At 54.1% G+C, this 20,797-nt stretch carries 17 protein-coding genes and 1 pseudogene; 16 read left to right on the plus strand and 2 right to left on the minus strand.

The genetic code is table 11. The features are described from left to right. Window positions 1-200 precede the first annotated feature (200 nt). Window positions 201-2,137, minus strand: a pseudogene (gene csrD / locus DBR02_RS08035) (RNase E specificity factor CsrD). 183 nt (window positions 2,138-2,320) lie between these two features. On the opposite strand from csrD, the gene acuI reads away from it, so the two are divergent. The 14 genes from acuI (at window position 2,321) to DBR02_RS08115 (ending at window position 15,250) form a co-directional block, all read left to right on the plus strand. Next, the gene (gene acuI, locus DBR02_RS08040) at window positions 2,321-3,295 is read left to right on the plus strand and encodes an acrylyl-CoA reductase (NADPH) (protein WP_107534006.1); all 975 of its coding nucleotides are present in this window, start codon (window positions 2,321-2,323) and stop codon (window positions 3,293-3,295) included. A gap of 77 nt (window positions 3,296-3,372) precedes the next feature. Continuing rightward, window positions 3,373-4,374 carry a protein-methionine-sulfoxide reductase catalytic subunit MsrP gene (gene msrP / locus DBR02_RS08045; RefSeq protein WP_063450993.1) on the plus strand — a complete coding sequence of 334 codons (1,002 nt, stop codon included), beginning with the start codon at window positions 3,373-3,375 and terminating at the stop codon, window positions 4,372-4,374. Then, entirely contained in the window at window positions 4,375-4,974 is a 600-nt protein-coding gene (gene msrQ, locus DBR02_RS08050; RefSeq protein ID WP_107534007.1) for a protein-methionine-sulfoxide reductase heme-binding subunit MsrQ, read from the plus strand. A 234-nt stretch (window positions 4,975-5,208) separates the two neighbouring features. After that, window positions 5,209-5,661, plus strand: a complete 453-nt coding sequence (aroQ, locus tag DBR02_RS08060; RefSeq protein WP_022649568.1) for a type II 3-dehydroquinate dehydratase — start codon at window positions 5,209-5,211, stop codon at window positions 5,659-5,661. Window positions 5,662-5,682: 21 nt separating this feature from the next. Continuing rightward, complete coding sequence (accB, locus tag DBR02_RS08070) at window positions 5,683-6,147, plus strand: acetyl-CoA carboxylase biotin carboxyl carrier protein (RefSeq protein WP_063450991.1); 465 nt, start codon at window positions 5,683-5,685, stop codon at window positions 6,145-6,147. Between the two features lie 10 nt (window positions 6,148-6,157). Further along, entirely contained in the window at window positions 6,158-7,507 is a 1,350-nt protein-coding gene (accC, locus tag DBR02_RS08075) for an acetyl-CoA carboxylase biotin carboxylase subunit (RefSeq protein ID WP_003860388.1), read from the plus strand. A gap of 108 nt (window positions 7,508-7,615) precedes the next feature. After that, the gene (locus DBR02_RS08080) at window positions 7,616-7,858 is read left to right on the plus strand and encodes a YhdT family protein (protein ID WP_022649569.1); all 243 of its coding nucleotides are present in this window, start codon (window positions 7,616-7,618) and stop codon (window positions 7,856-7,858) included. Then, complete coding sequence (gene panF / locus DBR02_RS08085) at window positions 7,848-9,299, plus strand: sodium/pantothenate symporter (protein ID WP_063867532.1); 1,452 nt, start codon at window positions 7,848-7,850, stop codon at window positions 9,297-9,299. Before DBR02_RS08080 ends, panF begins: the two co-directional genes overlap by 11 nt. Before the next feature lie 11 nt (window positions 9,300-9,310). Beyond that, complete coding sequence (prmA, locus tag DBR02_RS08090; RefSeq protein WP_017382703.1) at window positions 9,311-10,192, plus strand: 50S ribosomal protein L11 methyltransferase; 882 nt, start codon at window positions 9,311-9,313, stop codon at window positions 10,190-10,192. Window positions 10,193-10,329: 137 nt separating this feature from the next. Continuing rightward, on the plus strand, window positions 10,330-11,070 hold the full coding sequence (locus DBR02_RS08095) for a carbonic anhydrase (protein WP_063867530.1): 741 nt from the start codon (window positions 10,330-10,332) through the stop codon (window positions 11,068-11,070). Between the two features lie 328 nt (window positions 11,071-11,398). After that, window positions 11,399-12,364 carry a tRNA dihydrouridine synthase DusB gene (gene dusB, locus DBR02_RS08100; RefSeq protein WP_107534009.1) on the plus strand — a complete coding sequence of 322 codons (966 nt, stop codon included), beginning with the start codon at window positions 11,399-11,401 and terminating at the stop codon, window positions 12,362-12,364. A 23-nt stretch (window positions 12,365-12,387) separates the two neighbouring features. Next, window positions 12,388-12,684 (plus strand): DNA-binding transcriptional regulator Fis, encoded by a 297-nt coding sequence (gene fis / locus DBR02_RS08105; protein ID WP_000462905.1) that lies wholly within the window; start codon window positions 12,388-12,390, stop codon window positions 12,682-12,684. Window positions 12,685-12,861: 177 nt separating this feature from the next. Further along, complete coding sequence (locus DBR02_RS08110; RefSeq protein ID WP_063450987.1) at window positions 12,862-13,026, plus strand: DUF2556 family protein; 165 nt, start codon at window positions 12,862-12,864, stop codon at window positions 13,024-13,026. 139 nt (window positions 13,027-13,165) lie between these two features. Further along, window positions 13,166-15,250, plus strand: a complete 2,085-nt coding sequence (locus DBR02_RS08115; RefSeq protein ID WP_107534011.1) for a putative bifunctional diguanylate cyclase/phosphodiesterase — start codon at window positions 13,166-13,168, stop codon at window positions 15,248-15,250. Here the strand turns inward: DBR02_RS08115 and envR are convergent. After that, window positions 15,245-15,892 (minus strand): acrEF/envCD operon transcriptional regulator, encoded by a 648-nt coding sequence (gene envR / locus DBR02_RS08120; protein ID WP_107534013.1) that lies wholly within the window; start codon window positions 15,890-15,892, stop codon window positions 15,245-15,247. The two genes, DBR02_RS08115 and envR, sit on opposite strands and share 6 nt — an antisense overlap. A 395-nt stretch (window positions 15,893-16,287) precedes the next feature. Here envR and DBR02_RS08125 point away from each other — a divergent pair, with 395 nt between their 5' ends. Beyond that, window positions 16,288-17,424, plus strand: coding sequence for an efflux RND transporter periplasmic adaptor subunit (locus DBR02_RS08125; RefSeq protein WP_107534014.1), 1,137 nt, complete (start codon window positions 16,288-16,290; stop codon window positions 17,422-17,424). An 11-nt stretch (window positions 17,425-17,435) separates the two neighbouring features. Continuing rightward, entirely contained in the window at window positions 17,436-20,549 is a 3,114-nt protein-coding gene (locus DBR02_RS08130) for an efflux RND transporter permease subunit (RefSeq protein WP_107534015.1), read from the plus strand. Window positions 20,550-20,797: the final 248 nt, after the last annotated feature.

A 20,797-nucleotide genomic window follows, 5' to 3' on the forward strand; every position in this document is an offset into this window, starting at 1 on the left:
AAATCGTCTGCTACGGTGAAAATTAGTGCAGCACGTTTCCTTTGTTACAAATTCATCCCCTGAATCCGTCAGGGCTGAGTAAACAGCAGCGTCCCTCACTTTCACTTGTAACCCATTAAAGGTCGTTCACTGGCTTTTATGCTCGTCTTACTCAAAGCTACAGGCGCGATATTCTACGTGAAAACAAAGTAAACGGCAGGTCAAACAGAGTATCTTTGCAAATATTTTTTCACATTGGTGTCAAGGGGCTGTGAGGCCGCAAAAAAATCCCCCTGACCGCCCGCTACACCGCGCTCTTTCAACATCTGCCATTCACTGCGTGAACGTACGCCTGTGGCAAATACCTGCGTTTGCGTTCCTTTGCACGCTTCCACCAGGCTCTGTACCAGCAGCTGGTTTTCCGTGCGTTTTTCAATCGTTCTGACCAGACCAGGATGCAGCTTCAATAATTCAACATCCAGCTCTTTGATCCAGCTGGTGCTCACCAGCGTCAAACCCGCCTGGGTGACGGCCACACGAGCCCCAAGCGCATTGATTAAACGTACCACCGGACGTAACCGGCTGATGTGTTGACCTACATCTGCCTCTGCAAGTTCAAAAATAATGCGTTTGCGTTGCGATTTTTCGCACTGCATTAACGTGTCGCGTAACCAGCGCTGGAAGCGCGGACGAATCAGCGACTCGACGGTCACCTGTAAAGCCAGATTTTCCTCAGGCCAGTACGATAAAAACGGGATGAGGCGGGTGATTTGCTGGCGGTCATACTCTTCGGATAAGCCAAATTGCAGCACCATCGGCAGATATTCCGCCGAGATGACCTCTTCGGTCCCATCAAAAATACGGCACATCAGCTCACGGTGATGAACATGGCCATTCTTCATGACCGCCGGTTTTTGATAGATACGCGGTCCACCGCGGCTCAGCATCTGTTCAATCAGGGTTCGCCAGCGCACGTTGCCGCGCCCTTTCTCCGGCAGCGTATCATCATAGACCGCCCAGCCGTTCGCGCCCTGTAATACGGCGTTACGCGTAGCCGCGCATGTTCCATCACCTGCTCCGTCGACTGGCCGCCGCGCCAGGCACAGATACCCATATGCACCATGTCGTCTCTGTCAAGCATTTTGCTCTGCGGCAGCGCATCAACGGCTTTCAGCAGCTGGCTGGCGATACTCTCGGACTCCTTTAAGGTGCGATGCGGCAGCAAGACGGCAAAGTCACTGCGGTGGTAGCGCGCCAGAAGCGCGCCGGGGTAGCGCATAATAAAGGTGGACAGCAGGTTAATCAGGGTGAAGAGATTCTCTTCCGCCACGCGCTGTCCCCAGGTATCACGGAGCAGATCGAAGTCCGGCAGGCGAATCATCATCACCACACCGTGCGTGCCTACCTTTTCGGGGTCATCAAGCAGCGTAGCCAGCTGATTATCAAAGAAGAGACGGTTGTTAAGGCCCGTTTTGTTATCCTGCGCGGCGTAGGAGCGGATCAGCGTGTCCATACGGCTACGCTGGTCGCTGGCAAACTGGATTTCGGAGAGCAGCACGTCCAGGGCGCTACTGGTGCGCGACGGCCATTCATAAACCGATCCCCGCACCTGCGGCCCCCGCTCGCCATTGAGTATCCGCACGGAGCGTGTTTCCAGCAGTTCCTGGCCGGAAAGCTGACGACGCTGCCAGCGAACGGCGAGGAAAATGAGCAGCACGATAAAGGCAACGGCGATGGTCAACGGTGCGGTGGTCATGAGCGAGCGTAAATAGTTGCTCATCGGATCCTGGTACATCATATGGATCGTCATACCAGGGTGTTTAAGCGAATGGACCGTTACGTCCCGATACTGATCTACCGTGCCGGCAGGACGATAGCTCCCCTGGCGGGTATGGCTGAAAACGGTCTGCTTCCCCTGTTTAATCTCGATCCGCACAATATCCACAGGTACCATTAACTCATCGAGCTCACGCGAAAGCGCCGGGAAGGGAGTGGTGATCAGGCGGGTGTCGATAACCGATGCAACCGATTCAACACGGTTAACCAGCTTATCCTGGATGGCATTATAAAAACTCAGCGAGCAGCCGATCAGCGTGACAATGATGGTCAGCCCCGTCAGCAAAGTGATAAAAGCTGAGAACTTCGTCGTTAATCGCATCCTTGAGATTACTCCGTGGGTTGAAGGGGTCGCAAGTGAGCGCTAACTTGCATTTCAAATGCGGCATACTACCAAACCTGGTGTATCTGGCAATTTATTGCGTTACATCGGCACGGTGTTTCACTGAGCGAGTATAGTCTTCAGAACATATTTTCCCATTACTAAACCTGGTGAGGACCCCCTATGCAGGCTTTGATTTTAGAACAGCAGGACGGCAAAACCGTTGCCTCGGTGCAAACCATTGAGGAGAGCCGCCTGCCGGAAGGCGACGTGACCGTGGATATCGACTGGTCCAGCCTGAACTATAAAGACGCACTGGCCATTACGGGGAAAGGTAAAATCATCCGAAATTTCCCGATGGTGCCCGGAATCGACTTTGCAGGCCGCGTGCATACCAGTGAAGATCCGCGCTTCCACGCCGGACAGCAGGTCCTGCTCACCGGCTGGGGCGTGGGTGAAAACCACTGGGGCGGGCTGGCAGCACAGGCGCGCGTAAAAGGTGACTGGCTGGTCCCGATGCCGAAGGGCATGGACGGCCGCAAAGCGATGATCGTCGGCACGGCGGGCTTCACCGCCATGCTGTGCGTCATGGCGCTGGAAGAGGCCGGGATCCGTCCTGACTCCGGTGAAATCGTCGTCACCGGCGCAAGCGGCGGCGTGGGCAGCACGGCCGTCACGCTGCTGCACAAGCTGGGATATCAGGTCGCCGCCGTCTCTGGCCGCGAAAGTACGCATGATTATCTGCGTCAGCTGGGCGCAAACCGTATTTTGAGCCGCGACGAGTTTGCCGAAACCCGCCCGCTGGAAAAACAGGTCTGGGCTGGCGCGGTCGATACCGTCGGCGACAAAGTGCTGGCGAAAGTGCTGGCGCAAATGAACTACGGCGGCTGCGTGGCGGCCTGTGGGCTGGCGGGTGGTTTTGGCCTGCCGACGACGGTGATGCCGTTTATTCTGCGCAACGTGCGTCTTCAGGGCGTCGATTCGGTTATGGCTCCAGCCGAGCGGCGTGCCGAGGCCTGGGAACGTCTGGTCCGCGATCTGCCGGCCTCGTTCTATGAACAGAGCGCCACGGAGATTACCCTGAGCCAGGCGCCAGAGTTCGCGAATAAAATCATGGACAACCAGTTCCACGGTCGTGCGCTGGTCAAAATTGCCTAATCTTCAAATTTTCGTGACATATTCGCGCTAACCCGCCTCCTCCGTCATGCTTAGAAAAACGCCTGACGGAGGATGCCATGAAAACCCGAAAACTGACGGAAGCCGACGTAACGTCTGAGTCTGTCTTTATGCTACAGCGCCGCCAGATCCTGAAGATGCTTGGCATCAGCGCCACCGCCCTGACGCTCACGCCTGCCGCCCACGCTGACCTGCTCGACTGGTTTAAGGGTAACGATCGCCCGAAAGCCCCCTCCGGTGCCCCCCTTAACTTCACCAAACCGGCGCAATGGCAAAATAAGCTGGCGCTGACCCCGGAAGAGAAAGTCACCGGCTATAACAACTTTTACGAGTTTGGTCTTGATAAGGCCGATCCTGCCGCCAACGCGGGCAGCATGAAAACCGATCCCTGGACCCTGAAAATTGATGGCGAAGTGGCAAAACCGCTGACGCTGGATCATCACGACCTCACCACCCGCTTCCCCCTTGAAGAACGCATTTACCGCATGCGCTGCGTGGAAGCCTGGTCGATGGTCGTGCCGTGGGTGGGCTTCCCTTTGCACAAGCTCCTGGCCCTGGCTGAGCCCACCAGCAACGCGAAGTATGTCTCCTTCCAGACGCGCTATGCGCCGGACGAGATGCCGGGCCAGAAGGATCGGTTTATCGGCGGCGGGCTGGAATATCCGTACGTTGAAGGGTTACGCCTCGACGAAGCCATGCATCCCCTTACGCTGCTGACCGTGGGCGTTTACGGCAAAGCGCTGCCGCCGCAAAACGGGGCCCCCATTCGCTTAACCGTACCGTGGAAATACGGCTTCAAAAACATTAAATCCATCGTCAGCATCAAGCTCACCCGCGAGCGCCCGCCGACCACCTGGAACCTGGCGGCGCCCGACGAGTACGGGTTTTACGCCAACGTTAACCCACACGTTGACCATCCTCGCTGGTCCCAGGCGACGGAACGTTTTATCGGTTCCGGCGGCGCGCTGGACGTTAAACGCCAGCCAACGCTGCTGTTTAACGGCTATGCGGATGAAGTGGCATCCCTGTACCGTGGGCTGAATTTACGGGAGAACTTCTGAGTGCGTTTAACGGCAAAGCAGATAACCGGGCTGAAGGTTCTCCTGCACTTAGCCGGATTACTCCCCTTTATCTGGCTCTTTTGGGCAGTCAGTCAGGGGCAGTTTAGTGCCGATCCGGCTAAAGATATTCAGCATTTTACGGGTCGGATGGCTCTGAAATTTTTGCTGGCGACCTTGCTCGTCTCACCGCTGGCGCGCTACGCTAAACAGCCCTTATTGATACGCACGCGACGGCTTTTGGGGCTATGGTGTTTTGCCTGGGCGACGCTGCATCTCACCAGCTACGCCCTGCTGGAGCTGGGCATTAACAACCTGGCACTACTTGGCAGCGAACTGGTGACGCGCCCTTATCTGACGCTGGGTATCGTAAGCTGGCTGGTTTTACTGGCGCTGACGCTGACATCCACGCAGTACGCGCAGCGAAAACTGGGCCGACGCTGGCAACGGCTGCACAACTTCGTCTATCTTGTCGCGATCCTCGCCCCCCTTCATTACCTGTGGTCGGTGAAGATTTTATCCCCTCAGCCGGTCATCTACGCCCTGCTGGCATTGGCCCTTTTAGCATGGCGTTACAAGAAGTTCCGCCAGTGGTGGCGATAGTTAACGAAACTGTGCGTTTTCCCGCAGAATATTTATCAACCGCGAATCTTTTTCGGATAGCGGTTGATAATCTTCCCTGATAAGACCAGTATTTAGCTGCCAAATGCTACGAAATCGTTATAATGTGCGACTTCGGTTTTCCGGACAGGGGTTTTAGGCCTCTGAAAGGGTGACAATTGCGCGTTGAGGGTATATGTTGTTTTTTACCCGAAAATCGCAGGAGATAGCGGCACAATGGCTGACAAATTCCAAATTTTAGTTTTGAACGGACCGAACCTGAACATGCTCGGCACCCGTGAGCCAGAGAAGTACGGCACGCTGACATTGAGCGAAATTGTTAACCGTCTGGGTACGGAAGCAGCCTCGCTGAATGTGGATTTGGACCATTTTCAGTCAAATGCGGAGTACGCAATCATCGACCGTATTCATCAGGCTAAAGACACTGTGGACTATATCCTGATCAATCCGGCCGCGTTTACGCACACCAGTGTTGCTATACGCGACGCACTGCTCGCGGTGAGTATCCCGTTTATCGAGATCCACCTGAGTAACGTGCACGCTCGAGAGCCGTTCCGCCACCATTCCTACCTGTCAGATATCGCCGCTGGCGTGATTTGTGGGCTGGGTGCAGACGGCTATTCATACGCTTTACAGACAGCGGTAAAACGCTTGTCACAATCACACTAAACAAGAGTACGGAACCCACTCATGGATATTCGTAAGATTAAAAAACTGATCGAGCTGGTTGAAGAATCAGGCATCTCCGAACTGGAAATTTCTGAAGGCGAAGAGTCTGTACGCATCAGCCGTGCAGCCCCAGCCGCTAGCTTCCCGGTAATGCAGCAAGCTTACGCTGCGCCAGTGCAACAGCCTGCGCTCGCCGCAGCCGTTGCGCCAGCGGCAGCAGAAGCAGCACCTGCGGCTGCAACAGAAATCAGTGGTCACATCGTACGTTCCCCAATGGTTGGTACTTTCTACCGCACCCCGAGCCCGGATGCGAAAGCGTTCATCGAAGTGGGTCAGAAAGTCAACGTAGGCGATACCCTGTGCATCGTTGAAGCCATGAAAATGATGAACCAGATCGAAGCAGACAAATCAGGTACTGTGAAAGCGATTCTGGTCGAAAGTGGTCAGCCGGTAGAATTTGACGAGCCGCTGGTCGTCATCGAGTAACGAGGCGAACATGCTGGATAAAATTGTTATCGCCAACCGTGGCGAGATTGCACTGCGTATTCTTCGTGCCTGTAAAGAACTGGGCATCAAGACCGTGGCCGTGCACTCAAGCGCGGATCGCGATTTAAAACACGTATTGCTGGCGGATGAGACGGTCTGTATCGGTCCGGCTCCGTCCGTAAAAAGCTATCTGAACATTCCGGCGATCATCAGCGCCGCCGAAATCACCGGCGCGGTCGCGATCCACCCGGGCTACGGCTTCCTCTCTGAGAACGCCAACTTTGCTGAGCAGGTTGAACGCTCTGGCTTTATCTTCATCGGCCCGAAAGCCGACACCATTCGCCTGATGGGCGACAAAGTGTCTGCCATCACCGCGATGAAAAAAGCCGGTGTTCCAACCGTACCAGGCTCTGACGGCCCGTTGACCGACGACATGGATGCTAACCGTGCTCATGCTAAACGCATTGGCTACCCGGTTATCATCAAGGCGTCCGGCGGCGGCGGCGGTCGCGGTATGCGCGTTGTGCGCAGCGATGCCGAACTGGCGCAGTCCATCTCCATGACCAAAGCGGAAGCGAAAGCGGCTTTCAGCAATGACATGGTGTACATGGAAAAATACCTGGAAAACCCACGCCACATCGAAATTCAGGTGCTGGCCGACGGTCAGGGTAACGCGATTTATCTGGCAGAACGTGACTGCTCCATGCAGCGTCGTCACCAGAAAGTCGTTGAAGAAGCGCCAGCGCCGGGCATTACCCCGGAACTGCGTCGCTACATCGGCGAGCGTTGCGCTAAAGCCTGTGTTGATATCGGCTATCGCGGGGCGGGTACCTTTGAGTTCCTGTTCGAAAACGGCGAGTTCTACTTCATTGAGATGAACACCCGTATTCAGGTTGAACACCCGGTTACCGAAATGATCACCGGCGTTGACCTGATCAAAGAGCAGCTGCGTATCGCAGCCGGTCAGCCGCTGTCCATCAAGCAGGAAGAAGTTGTGGTGAAAGGCCATGCGGTAGAGTGCCGTATCAACGCCGAAGACCCGAACACCTTCCTGCCAAGCCCGGGTAAAATCACGCGTTTCCACGCGCCGGGTGGCTTTGGTGTGCGCTGGGAGTCCCATATCTACGCCGGTTACACCGTACCGCCGTACTATGACTCAATGATCGGTAAGCTCATCTGCTACGGCGAAAACCGTGACGTGGCGATTGCCCGCATGAAGAACGCCCTACAGGAGCTGATCATCGATGGGATCAAAACCAACGTTGATCTCCAGATGCGCATCATGAGCGACGAGCACTTCCAGAATGGTGGAACTAACATCCACTACCTGGAGAAAAAACTCGGTCTGAACGAGAAGTAACAGACCAGCGTTGCTAAAAGGCCGGATAATCCGGCCTTTTTTATTTCTGGGGATCGCAAAGCCCCATCATGTACAATCCCCGCTTTCTTCATCCACAAGGGACAAAAAATGGACAAGCGTTTTGTTCAGGCCCATAAAGAAGCGCGCTGGGCGCTGTGGCTGACCCTTCTCTATCTTGCTGCTTGGTTAGTAACTGCTTACTTACCTGATTCAGCTATCGGCATAACCGGCCTTCCGCACTGGTTTGAAATGGCCTGCCTGCTGCTGCCGCTGGTGTTTATTGTGCTGTGCTGGGCGATGGTGAAATTCATCTATCGCGATATTTCTCTGGAGGACGATGATGCAGCTTGAAGTCATTCTGCCCCTTATCGCTTACCTGTTCCTGGTGTTTGGCCTGTCGGTTTATGCGATGCGTAAACGTTCGACCGGCACCTTTCTGAACGAGTATTTCCTCGGGAGCCGCTCAATGGGTGGCGTCGTGCTGGCGATGACGCTGACCGCCACCTACATCAGCGCCAGCTCGTTTATCGGTGGCCCCGGCGCGGCCTATAAGTACGGACTGGGCTGGGTACTGCTGGCCATGATCCAGCTTCCTGCCATCTGGCTCTCGCTTGGCATACTGGGTAAAAAATTTGCCATCCTGGCTCGCCGCTACAATGCCGTGACGCTGAACGATATGCTGTTTGCCCGCTATCAGAGCCGCCTGCTGGTATGGCTGGCAAGCCTGAGCCTGCTGGTGGCGTTCATCGGGGCGATGACCGTGCAGTTCATCGGCGGCGCGCGCCTGCTGGAAACGGCGGCCGGGATCCCCTACGAGACGGGTCTGGTCATCTTCGGCGTCAGCATCGCGCTGTATACCGCGTTTGGCGGGTTCCGCGCCAGCGTGCTGAACGACACGATGCAGGGGCTGGTGATGCTCGTAGGCACCCTCGTTCTTCTGGTCGGCATCGTGCATGCCGCGGGTGGCCTGGGCCATGCGGTTGAAACCCTGGAAGCGATCGATCCGAAGCTGGTCTCGCCGCAGGGGGCGGATGATATTCTCTCTCCAACCTTCATGACTTCGTTCTGGGTGCTGGTGTGCTTTGGGGTCATTGGCCTGCCGCATACCGCCGTGCGCTGCATCTCTTATAAAGACAGCAAAGCCGTGCACCGGGGGATCATCATCGGGACGATTGTGGTGGCGATCCTGATGTTTGGCATGCACCTGGCGGGCGCGCTGGGACGCGCGGTGATCCCTGACCTTACCGTGCCGGATCTGGTCATCCCGACCCTGATGGTAAAAGTGCTGCCGCCGTTTGCCGCCGGGATTTTCCTCGCCGCGCCCATGGCGGCCATTATGTCGACCATCAACGCCCAGTTACTGCAAAGTTCCGCTACGATCATTAAAGATCTCTACCTGAACCTGCGCCCTGAACAGGTTGAAAATGAGCGTCGCCTGAAGCGTATGTCGGCCGCGATCACCCTGGTACTGGGTGCGCTGCTGCTGCTGGCCGCGTGGCGTCCACCGGAGATGATCATCTGGTTGAACCTGCTCGCCTTTGGCGGGCTGGAGGCCGTTTTCCTGTGGCCGCTGGTGCTGGGCCTGTACTGGGAACGCGCTAATGCCGCGGGTGCGTTAAGCGGCATGATTGTCGGGGGCGTTCTGTATGCCGTTCTCGCAACGTTTAAAATTCAGTATCTGGGCTTTCACCCGATTGTGCCCTCGCTGCTGTTAAGTTTACTGGCGTTTGTGGTGGGTAACCGTTTCGGCCGCCCCGTACCACCCGCCACCCTGATGTCTACTGATAAATAAAGAGTTTTGCCATGCCGTGGATCCAATTAAAACTGAACACAACCGGTGCGAACGCCGAAGAACTGAGTGATGCGCTGATGGAAGCCGGTTCGGTCTCTATCACTTTCCAGGATACCCATGACACGCCGGTCTTTGAGCCGCTGCCGGGCGAAACGCGCCTGTGGGGCGATACCGACGTTATCGGCCTGTTTGATGCAGAAACCGACATGAAAGAGGTGGTGGCGATTCTGGAAAACCATCCGCTGCTGGGCGCAGGCTTCGCGCATAAAATCGAACAGCTGGAAGACAAAGACTGGGAACGCGAGTGGATGGACAACTTCCATCCGATGCAGTTTGGTCAGCGTCTGTGGATCTGCCCAAGCTGGCGCGAGGTTCCCGATGAAAACGCGGTGAACGTGATGCTCGATCCGGGACTGGCGTTTGGAACCGGTACTCACCCGACAACCTCCCTGTGCCTGCAATGGCTGGATGGTCTGGATCTGGAAGGCAAAACCGTGATCGACTTCGGCTGCGGATCCGGGATCCTCGCTATCGCGGCGCTGAAGCTGGGCGCGGCCAAAGCCATCGGGATCGACATCGATCCGCAGGCGATTCAGGCCAGCCGTGATAACGCCGAGCGTAACGGCGTTTCCGATCGCCTTGAACTGTATCTGCCCGATGCACAGCCAGAGGCCATGAAAGCCGATGTGGTGGTCGCGAATATCCTGGCTGGCCCGTTACGCGAGCTGGCGCCGTTAATCAGCGTCCTGCCGGTTGAGGGCGGCCTGCTGGGTCTGTCCGGCATTCTGGCAAGCCAGGCAGACAGCGTCTGCGAAGCCTACGCCGATCTCTTTGCGCTCGACCCGGTCGTCGAGAAAGAAGAGTGGTGCCGCATCACCGGTCGTAAAAAATAAGCATTTGGCGTGGTCCTCTGACCACGCCTTTCCCCTTCGGTTTTCCCTCCCGCCTTCATCCTTTCTCCGATAAAATAACCCTGCAAACAATAATGTTAATTATTGATTTGGATAATAAAATTCACAGGAAGAATACGATGAAACATATTGCAGGCAAGGCAGCGCTGCTGGCGCTGAGCATGATGTCGGCTTCGGCTTACGCATCACACTGGAGCTATCAGGGAGAAGGCGCACCGGAGCACTGGGGCGAACTGGACGAGGCGTATAAAACGTGTAAAAGCGGGATGTATCAGTCGCCGATTAACATTGATAGCACGGTTAAAGCCCATATCTCTCCGCTGGAAACACACTACATCGACGGCCCGGTCACCCTGACAAACAACGGCCATACTATCCAGGCGAGTGAAAACGCCGATACACGCGACAGCATCACGCTTGATAAACAGACCTGGACGTTACAACAGTTCCATTTCCATGCGCCATCCGAAAACACGGTGCACGGTAAAAAATACGCGATGGAAATGCATCTGGTGCACAAAAATGCTGACGGCGAACTGACGGTCGTTGCCGTTATGTTCGACCAGGGTGCGGCAAACGCTGAGCTGGATAAACTCTGGAGCGTGATGCCGGGACAGGTTGACCAGAACGTCACGATCAAGCCAACCCTCGATATCAATAAACTCCTGCCCGCGGATAAAACCTACTGGCGCTTCAGCGGCTCTCTGACCACGCCGCCGTGCTCAGAAGGGGTAACGTGGCTGGTGCTTAAGCAGCCGCTGACCGTCTCTGCTGAACAGCTGCAAAAATTCACTCACACAATGCATCACGATAACAACCGCCCGGTCCAGCCGCTTCATGGCCGCCTGGTGGTTGAATAAGTCGATTTTTTGCGCTGATATCCTGTGCTGAAAGGCGACACAGATCGCAAGAAGCACCCTAATCTGCTGCATATAGCAGCAGATTATCCCGGACAATTGATTCATTTATTCAGAAATGATGAGAAGTTACGGGAAATTGTAAGAGTCCACAAAACGTTCATTTATTCATAACCCAATGATTTAAATAGCGAATAATCTTATCCCAAAAGTATGACTGGCGATTCATTGATCTACAGCAGTGGATTGTTCAAAGTTTGGCCTTTCATCTCGTGCAAAAAATGCGTAATATACGCCGCCTTGCAGTCACAGTATGGTCATTTCTTAACTCATGCGCATCGGACACCACCAGCTCAGAAATCGCCTGATCGCAGCACCCATGGCAGGTATTACCGACCGGCCGTTCAGGACGCTGTGCTACGAGATGGGAGCAGGACTGACCGTTTCCGAGATGATGTCGTCTAACCCGCAGGTTTGGGAAAGCGATAAGTCCCGCCTACGGATGGTGCACGTTGATGAGCCAGGTATTCGCACCGTGCAAATTGCCGGAAGCGTGCCTGAAGAAATGGCAGATGCCGCGCGTATTAACGTGGTAAGTGGCGCCCAGATTATTGATATCAATATGGGTTGCCCGGCCAAAAAGGTGAATCGCAAGCTTGCAGGTTCAGCCCTTCTGCAATACCCCGACCAGGTGAAGTCAATCCTGACGGCGGTTGTCAGCGCAGTGGACGTTCCTGTTACGTTAAAGATTCGCACGGGTTGGTCGCCGGAACACCGTAACTGCGTAGAGATTGCCCAACTGGCCGAAGACTGTGGCATTCAGGCCCTGACCATTCATGGACGCACTCGCGCCTGTTTGTTCAACGGTGAAGCTGAATACGACAGCATTCGGGCAGTTAAGCAGAAAGTTTCCATTCCGATTATCGCGAATGGCGACATTACTGACCCGCTTAAAGCCAGAGCTGTGCTCGACTATACGGGAGCTGATGCTCTGATGATAGGACGTGCCGCTCAGGGAAGACCCTGGATCTTTCGGGAAATCCAGCATTATCTGGACACTGGGGAGCTGCTTGCCCCGCTGCCTCTGGCAGAGGTTAAGCGCTTGCTTTGTTCGCATGTTCGGGAACTGCATGACCACTACGGCCAGGCAAAAGGGTACCGAATTGCGCGTAAACACGTCTCCTGGTATCTCCAGGAGCACGCTCCAAATGACCAGTTTCGGCGCACATTCAACGCCATTGAGGATGCCAGCGAACAGCTGGAGGCGTTGGAGGCATACTTCGAAAATCTTGCGTAATGAAATAAAGAGCTGACAGAACTATGTTCGAACAACGCGTAAATTCTGACGTACTGACCGTATCTACCGTTAACTCTCAGGATCAGGTGACTCAAAAGCCCCTGCGTGACTCGGTTAAACAGGCACTGAAGAACTATTTTGCTCAACTGAACGGTCAGGATGTTAATGACCTGTATGAGCTGGTACTGGCTGAAGTTGAACAGCCACTGTTGGACATGGTGATGCAATACACCCGTGGTAATCAAACCCGCGCTGCCCTGATGATGGGCATCAACCGTGGTACCCTGCGTAAGAAATTGAAAAAATACGGCATGAACTAATTTCAATTAGCTAACTGCTTGTTTAAAAAGGCGCTCTTCGGCATGGGGAAGCGCCTTTTTTATCGCCCAAATGGGCGACCGTCAACCTTTGTAAACCTTCTCGTTCCCCACTTTTCAACGCCCGCTTTTCGTGTATATTTCCAGCACCTTACAGGTTCTCTTTTCGCGGAATGACACATGATTCGTAAATACTGGTGGCTGGTCGTTTTTGCTGTCTCTGTTTTCCTTTTCGATGCGCTGCTGATGCAGTGGATTGAACTGATGAGCACTGAAACCGATAAATGTCGCAATATGAATTCCGTAAATCCGCTAAAACTGGTGAACTGTTCAGAGCTGGACTAACCGCTCCCCCCTGCGCCACCCCTGCTATCACCTAATAAAAACAGGGATTTAAATCACTTTTCGTCATTTCCTGACGATGATAATGTCTGTGCCCTTTCCAACCGCTCTTGCTTAACATCCCCCAACGAGTGAACAGACCATGCTGGTTAGCCAATACAACCAAATCCTCGTCGTCATCTCCTTTGTTGTCGCCATTCTTGCCGCCTATACCGCACTGAATATGGCTGCGCGCGTTGCCGGTAGCCAGGGCGTCGCTGCGCGCGTCTGGTTGGCAGGCGGCGGAGTGTCGATGGGGATTGGCGTGTGGGCGATGCATTTCATCGGTATGCTGGCGATGGATCTTTCCATGAGCATGAGCTACAACGCGGCCCTGACCGTGCTTTCGATGGTTATCGCCATCAGCTCGTCGATGTTCGCCCTGTGGCTCGTTAGCGGTGAGCAGTTGCGTCTGCACCGGCTGCTCCCCGGCGCAGCCGTGATGGGAACGGGCATTGTTGCCATGCACTACACCGGAATGGCTGCACTGGAAGTCACACCGGGTATTGTCTGGGATAACACGTGGGTGGCCGTCTCTGTGGTCATTGCCCTGGCCGCGTCACTGGCCGCTCTTTGGCTGACGTTCCGTTTACGACAGGAAGCCGCACAAATGGCGCTGATGCGGCTGGGGGCGGCGATCACCATGGGCATCGCTATCGCTGGTATGCATTACGCCGGCATGGAAGCCGCCCAGTTTCCGGTGTCGACGATGGTCCACCATCATGGCATTAACGGTAGCTGGCTGGCGGTACTGGTAAGCGTGGTCGCGCTTGCTATTTTGGGGATCACATTACTGGTGTCGATGTTCGATGCCCGCCTTCAGGCTCGTACCTCGCTGCTGGCCTCATCGCTGGCAGAAGCTAACCGCGAGCTCGCACAGCTGGCATTACATGACACGCTGACGCGTTTGCCCAATCGCATTCTGCTGGAGGATCGTCTCGATCAGGCTATCAGCAAGGCCGATCGCGAGGGGAACGCCTTCGCGCTGATGTTTATGGATCTCGATGGTTTTAAAACCGTAAATGATTCCTACGGTCATGACATCGGTGACAAGCTTCTGGTTGCCGTGACTCAGCGCCTGCTGTTGCAGTTGAAAGGTCAGTACACGCTGGCGCGTATCGGTGGGGATGAATTCGTCCTGCTGGCCGAAACTGACAGCCCGGATGATGCAGCCTCACTGGCCAATTCACTGGTGCGCGTTATTGATAGCCCGTTCCATCTCGATCCTTACGAGCTGATGGTCACCCTGAGCATTGGCATCGCGCTCTATCCGCACGACGGCAACACCGATCGTGAACTGATGTTTAACGCTGATGCGGCGATGTATCACACAAAACATATGGGTCGCAACGGTTATCACTTCTTCCAGCCGTCAATGAATTCGCTGGCGCAGACGCATCTTCAGTTGATGAACGATCTGTGGCAGGCCATCGACCGTAATGAGCTACGCCTGCTATATCAACCTAAATTCCACGCCCCTGCCGGGCCAGTACTCGGGTTTGAAGCGCTGTTACGCTGGCAGCATCCAAAACAAGGATTATTGTCTCCCGAGCTGTTTCTCCCGCTGGCAGAGAAAACCGGGTTAATTATTCCCATTGGAAACTGGGTCATCGACGAGGCCTGCCGTCAGCTGCGTGAATGGCATCTTCAGGGTCACACGGACTGGTCAATGGCGGTGAATCTTTCTACGTTGCAGTTCGAACAGCCGACGCTGGTTAAAACGGTTCTTGATTGTCTGACGTGCCATAGCGTACCGCCCGGTATGTTGATCCTGGAGGTGACTGAAACTACGGCGATGAGCAATCCAGACGAAAGCGTTCGCGTCCTGACAGCGCTGACGGATGCGGGCGTAAAAGCCTCGATAGACGATTTTGGTACAGGTTACTCAAGCCTGCTCTATCTTAAGCGGCTCCCCGCCTGTGAGTTAAAAATCGATCGCGCTTTCGTGAAAGAGTTAAGTGGAGAGAGCGAAGATGCAACGATTGTCTCGGCGATTGTCGCTCTGGCAAAAACGCTGAATCTGAAGGTTGTGGCGGAAGGGGTGGAAACCGCAGCGCAGCAGGCGTTTTTGACAGAACTGGGATGTAATACGCTACAGGGTTATCTGCTGGGCAAACCGATTACCGCGAAAGCGATTACGGAACAGTGCCAGCACGGGGAGATGTCGCCACCCCGGACGCCGTCATGAGGCCGTATCGTAAACCACTGGCGTCACTCGGGTGATATGCAGCGTCGCCAGAATATTATCCACCAGCGCCGGCGCCTGTTGGTACAGGTTGAAACTGTTGCTGTTCATGAGCCAGTTTTTGATGACTCCGCTAAAAAAGGCGTGGAAAACTATTACCGCCAGTTCAATATTCGTTTGTGACGAGATGATGTTACGAGCAATGCATTGCCTCAGCGTCCTGCGAAGATAATCATCGTTTAAACCAATCCGCTTTCGTATTTCACATTCTGAAATCACATCGTCATGAAATTCACACTTATGATACAAAATCTGTAGAAGAGCATACTGCCGGGGATTGCTTGCAATATATTGCAAGCCGACAATAAATTGTTCACGAAGCATTAACAGCGGGTCATCTTTTTCAGAAAGCATTAACCTGTCACGAATCATCTCACGCAGCGGTAATTGCTGTTCCCAGATGGCGTTAAATATTTCCGCTTTACTCGAAAAATGCCAGTAAACTGCCCCGCGAGTGAGTTGCGCAGCATCGGCGATGTCGGTGAGCGTGGTGTTAGCCACGCCCCGCGTCGCGAATAGCCCGATAGCGGCTTCAATCAACTGCTGACGGGTCTTTTGAGCCTCTTCTTTCTTTTTACGCGCCATAGCCTGCTACTCATTGCTCATACGATTAATACACTACCAAACGTAATGATGGGGTCAGATAAATAAAGTATTCATCATAACCGATTTTCATTTTGCACAAAAAAAGTCAATTTGCTTAATTTATAATTCAGCCAAATAAGTTCAATGCATTGCATTCACAAAATATATGAATAAAGCGCCCCCAAAACATTTGCACTGGTTATCCTGACAGAAATTGCATATTGAAAGCACTGGGCCAGATTCTGATTTTTACTTTTTAATGCCCCTCCAGCACGTATAAATTAAAAAACATTAAATACCCTCATTATTATACGCAGCTACATTTTTATTTTTGCCTCATACCCTCTCACCGATTCACGGCAATTATCGGTTTAGGGGTAGTTTAAGGAACAGTAATGACGACTCATTTCAGACGCTTACCCTTATCCGGTTTCATTGTCTGTGCCGCACTGCTCGCCGGGTGCGATGGGCAGGAAAATTCACAGCAGCATGCGCAAGCCCCCCAGGTGAATGTTCATATTGTCAAAAGCGCGCCGCTGGCCGTAACGACGGAATTACCAGGCAGAACAGATGCGTATCGTGTTGCGGAGGTTCGTCCCCAGGTCAGTGGTATCATTCTGCACCGTAATTTTACCGAAGGCAGCGATGTCAAAGCGGGTGAATCCCTTTATCAGATCGATCCTGCCACCTATCAGGCAGCCTACGACAATGCGAAAGGTGAACTGGTAAAAGCGCAGGCGGCGGCAAACATTGCCCATCTGACGGTGAAACGTTACGTTCCGCTGGTCGGTACGCAATATGTGAGCAAGCAGGAGTACGATCAGGCGGTGGCAACTGCTCAGCAGGCGGATGCGAGCGTCGTTGCCGCGAAGGCTGGCGTTGAAAGCGCGCGGATCAACCTCGCCTACACGAAAGTCACATCGCCAATCAGCGGGCGCATTGGTAAATCCAGCGTTACTGAAGGGGCGCTCGTCACGAATGGTCAGTCGACTGCGCTGGCGACGGTTCAGCAGCTCGATCCAATTTATGTCGACGTGACCCAGTCCAGCAGCGATTTTATGCGTCTGAAGCAGACGAGCCTGCAAAAGGGCGACACCAGCAGCGTCGAGCTGCTGATGGAAAACGGCCAGCCTTATCCGTTAAAAGGAACGTTACAGTTTTCTGACGTCACGGTAGATGAAAGTACCGGCTCAATCACCCTTCGCGCCCTCTTCCCTAACCCTCAGCATATGCTGTTACCGGGTATGTTTGTCCGTGCGCGCATCGATGAAGGTACGCAGCCGGATGCCATTCTTGTTCCCCAGCAGGGGTTAACCCGTACACCGCGCGGGGATGCCACCGTGCTTGTGGTAAACGATAAAAATCAGGTGGAATCTCGCACTGTCGTTGCACCGCAGGCGATTGGCGATCGGTGGCTGGTCACGGACGGCCTTAAAAACGGTGACCGCGTCATCACCAGCGGCCTGCAAAAAGTTCGCCCTGGCGCCACCGTCGTGGCTATTCCTGATACCGCCGCTACTCCAGCCAGTTAAGGGATATCGACATGGCTAATTTCTTTATTCAACGGCCTGTTTTCGCCTGGGTACTCGCCATCATTCTGATGATTGCGGGCGGGCTGGCCATTTTAAAACTGCCGGTCGCGCAATATCCTACCATTGCGCCACCCGCGGTTGCGGTGACAGCAACCTACCCTGGCGCGGATGCCCAGACGGTACAGGACACGGTGACGCAGGTTATCGAACAGAACATGAACGGAATCGACAATCTGATGTACATGTCGTCCACCAGTGATTCTGCCGGTAACGTCACCATCACTCTGACGTTCGAGTCGGGTACGGATCCTGATATCGCGCAGGTTCAGGTTCAGAACAAGCTTCAGCTCGCCATGCCGCTGCTGCCGCAGGAAGTGCAGCAACAGGGGATCGGCGTGGAAAAATCCAGCAGCAGCTTCCTGCTGGTTGCGGGCTTCGTGTCGGATAATAAAAACCTTACCCAGGATGATATCTCCGACTATGTTGCTTCTAACGTAAAAGATGCGATCAGCCGTACTTCCGGCGTCGGTGACGTGCAACTGTTCGGTGCGCAGTATGCCATGCGCATCTGGCTGGACAGCAACGCAATGAATAAGTACCAGCTCACGCCGCTGGACGTCATTAACCAGCTGAAAACACAGAACGACCAGATTGCGGCGGGCCAGTTGGGGGGGACGCCATCTGTACCGGGTCAGCAGCTGAACGCCTCAATTATTGCTCAAACGCGCCTGAAATCGCCGGAGGAGTTTGGCCGTGTGACGCTGAAGGTGAACCAGGACGGTTCAATGGTCCACCTGAAAGACGTGGCCCGCATTGAGCTGGGTGGTGAAAACTACAACATGGTCACCAAAATCAACGGGCAGGCCGCGACGGGGCTCGGGATCAAGCTGGCGACTGGCGCAAACGCGCTGGATACCGCTGCCGCCATCAAGAGCAAACTGGCGCAGTTACAGCCCTTCTTCCCGCAGGGCCTGAGAGTTGTCTATCCATACGACACCACACCTTTCGTGAAGATCTCAATACATGAAGTGGTGAAGACGCTGTTTGAAGCGATCGTTCTCGTGTTCCTGGTGATGTACCTGTTCCTGCAAAACCTGCGGGCAACCCTTATACCGACTATCGCGGTGCCCGTGGTGTTGCTGGGTACTTTTGCGGTACTGGCTGCGTTCGGTTTCTCCATTAACACTCTGACGATGTTCGGGATGGTATTGGCGATAGGTTTGCTCGTCGATGATGCCATCGTGGTGGTCGAGAACGTAGAACGCGTGATGGTGGAGGACAAGCTGCCGCCAAAAGAGGCGACGCAGAAGTCGATGGAACAAATCCAGGGCGCTCTGGTGGGCATTGCCATGGTGCTTTCGGCGGTGTTTATACCGATGGCATTTTTTGGAGGCTCTACCGGGGCTATCTATCGTCAGTTCTCGCTAACCATCGTCTCCGCGATGGCCCTGTCGGTGCTGGTCGCGCTGATATTAACGCCAGCGCTTTGTGCAACCCTGCTCAAACCCGTTGCCAGCGAGCATCATGAAAAGAAAGGTGGCTTCTTTGGCTGGTTTAACGCGCTTTTTGATAAGAGCGTGGAGCACTACAGCAACAGCGTAAGCGGTATTTTACGTAAGACCGGGCGCTATCTGCTGGTATACGTCATCATCGTCGGCGGCATGGCAGTCCTGTTCCTGCGCCTGCCTTCCTCCTTCCTGCCGGAAGAGGATCAGGGGGTGTTTATGACGATGGTTCAGCTGCCGGCAGGGGCGACGCAGATGCGCACTCAACAGGTGCTCGATCAGGTTCAGGATTATTATCTGACGAAAGAGAAAGCGAACGTTGAATCGGTCTTCACCGTAAACGGCTTTAGCTTTAGCGGCCAGGGCCAAAACGCCGGTATCGCGTTCGTCAGCCTGAAGCCCTGGGAAGAACGCCCGGGCGATGAAAACAGCGTTAGCGCCATTGTCAGCCGTGCGACGAAAGCGTTCAGCCAGATCAAAGATGGCCTTGTATTTCCGTTTAACCTGCCCGCGATTATTGAGCTGGGCACGGCGACAGGCTTCGACTTCGAACTGATTGACCAGGCAAACCTGGGGCATACGCAACTAACGCAGGCGCGTAACCAGCTGCTTGGCATGGTGAGAGAACATCCAGATTTACTGGTCCGCGTACGTCCTAACGGCCTGGAGGATACGCCTCAATTCAAGCTGGATGTCGATCAGGAGAAAGCACAGGCGTTAGGTGTGAGCGTATCTGATGTTAATCAGACCATCTCAACAGCATTGGGTGGCACCTATGTGAATGACTTTATCGATCATGGACGCGTGAAAAAAGTTTACGTACAGGCTGACGCTCGCTTCCGTATGCTGCCAGGAGACATTAACGGCCTGTATGTGCGTAGCGCCAACGGCGAAATGGTGCCTTTCTCTGCCTTTAGCAGCTCTCACTGGGTGTACGGTTCCCCCCGTCTGGAACGTTACAATGGGATGCCGTCAATGGAGATCCTCGGTGAGTCTGCGCCAGGCAAAAGTACCGGTGAGGCAATGGCGTTGATGGAAAGCCTTGCGTCGAAACTGCCTTCCGGCATCGGCTACGACTGGACGGGGATGTCTTACCAGGAACGTCTTTCCGGTAATCAGGCTCCAGCACTGTACGCCATTTCGCTGATAGTGGTGTTCCTGTGTCTGGCTGCCCTCTATGAAAGCTGGTCAATTCCATTCTCGGTCATGCTGGTCGTGCCCCTGGGGGTGATCGGCGCGCTTCTGGCTGCATCGGTGCGCGGGCTGAACAATGACGTTTACTTCCAGGTTGGACTGCTTACGACAATTGGTTTATCCGCCAAAAACGCCATACTGATTGTTGAGTTCGCCAAGGATCTCATGGATAAAGAAGGCAAAGGGATTATCGAAGCCACGCTGGAAGCCTCACGTATGCGTCTGCGTCCTATCCTGATGACTTCCCTGGCATTCATCCTTGGCGTTATGCCTCTGGTAATCAGTAGTGGTGCAGGAAGTGGGGCACAAAACGCTGTCGGTACGGGCGTGATGGGCGGGATGCTGTCAGCTACGCTGCTGGCCATTTTCTTCGTTCCTGTTTTCTTTGTGGTTGTCCGAAGACGGTTTACAAAGCACAAGGATTAATGAAAAATTAAAAGGCACCTCGGGTGCCTTTTTTATTTACGGAAAACAACAGAATAAATATATCGGTCCTTCACATTTTCTCCATTAATTATCTCCACCCGCTCCTTTTCTCCATGATTTTTACAATCCACACAAATTGAGATTATTCACTGTTCTGCATGGTATTAGCACGGTGGTAAAATAATCATCAATTCGTTAATTGCCGCATCGGCTCTGTAGCGAATAAGCGATTATTTTGAGGTAACATC

This window comes from Enterobacter cloacae complex sp. (genome assembly GCF_900322725.1).
Lineage (GTDB): Bacteria > Pseudomonadota > Gammaproteobacteria > Enterobacterales > Enterobacteriaceae > Enterobacter > Enterobacter quasihormaechei.

Coding starts and splice junctions, on each gene's coding strand:
- acuI (WP_107534006.1), top strand. CDS start 2,321: ATGCAGGCTTTGATTTTAGAACAGCAGGACGGCAAAACCGTTGCCTCG.
- msrP (WP_063450993.1), top strand. CDS start 3,373: ATGAAAACCCGAAAACTGACGGAAGCCGACGTAACGTCTGAGTCTGTC.
- aroQ (WP_022649568.1), top strand. CDS start 5,209: ATGGCTGACAAATTCCAAATTTTAGTTTTGAACGGACCGAACCTGAAC.
- accB (WP_063450991.1), top strand. CDS start 5,683: ATGGATATTCGTAAGATTAAAAAACTGATCGAGCTGGTTGAAGAATCA.
- accC (WP_003860388.1), top strand. CDS start 6,158: ATGCTGGATAAAATTGTTATCGCCAACCGTGGCGAGATTGCACTGCGT.
- DBR02_RS08080 (WP_022649569.1), top strand. CDS start 7,616: ATGGACAAGCGTTTTGTTCAGGCCCATAAAGAAGCGCGCTGGGCGCTG.
- panF (WP_063867532.1), top strand. CDS start 7,848: ATGCAGCTTGAAGTCATTCTGCCCCTTATCGCTTACCTGTTCCTGGTG.
- prmA (WP_017382703.1), top strand. CDS start 9,311: ATGCCGTGGATCCAATTAAAACTGAACACAACCGGTGCGAACGCCGAA.
- DBR02_RS08095 (WP_063867530.1), top strand. CDS start 10,330: ATGAAACATATTGCAGGCAAGGCAGCGCTGCTGGCGCTGAGCATGATG.
- dusB (WP_107534009.1), top strand. CDS start 11,399: ATGCGCATCGGACACCACCAGCTCAGAAATCGCCTGATCGCAGCACCC.
- fis (WP_000462905.1), top strand. CDS start 12,388: ATGTTCGAACAACGCGTAAATTCTGACGTACTGACCGTATCTACCGTT.
- DBR02_RS08110 (WP_063450987.1), top strand. CDS start 12,862: ATGATTCGTAAATACTGGTGGCTGGTCGTTTTTGCTGTCTCTGTTTTC.
- DBR02_RS08115 (WP_107534011.1), top strand. CDS start 13,166: ATGCTGGTTAGCCAATACAACCAAATCCTCGTCGTCATCTCCTTTGTT.
- envR (WP_107534013.1), bottom strand. CDS start 15,892: ATGGCGCGTAAAAAGAAAGAAGAGGCTCAAAAGACCCGTCAGCAGTTG.
- DBR02_RS08125 (WP_107534014.1), top strand. CDS start 16,288: ATGACGACTCATTTCAGACGCTTACCCTTATCCGGTTTCATTGTCTGT.
- DBR02_RS08130 (WP_107534015.1), top strand. CDS start 17,436: ATGGCTAATTTCTTTATTCAACGGCCTGTTTTCGCCTGGGTACTCGCC.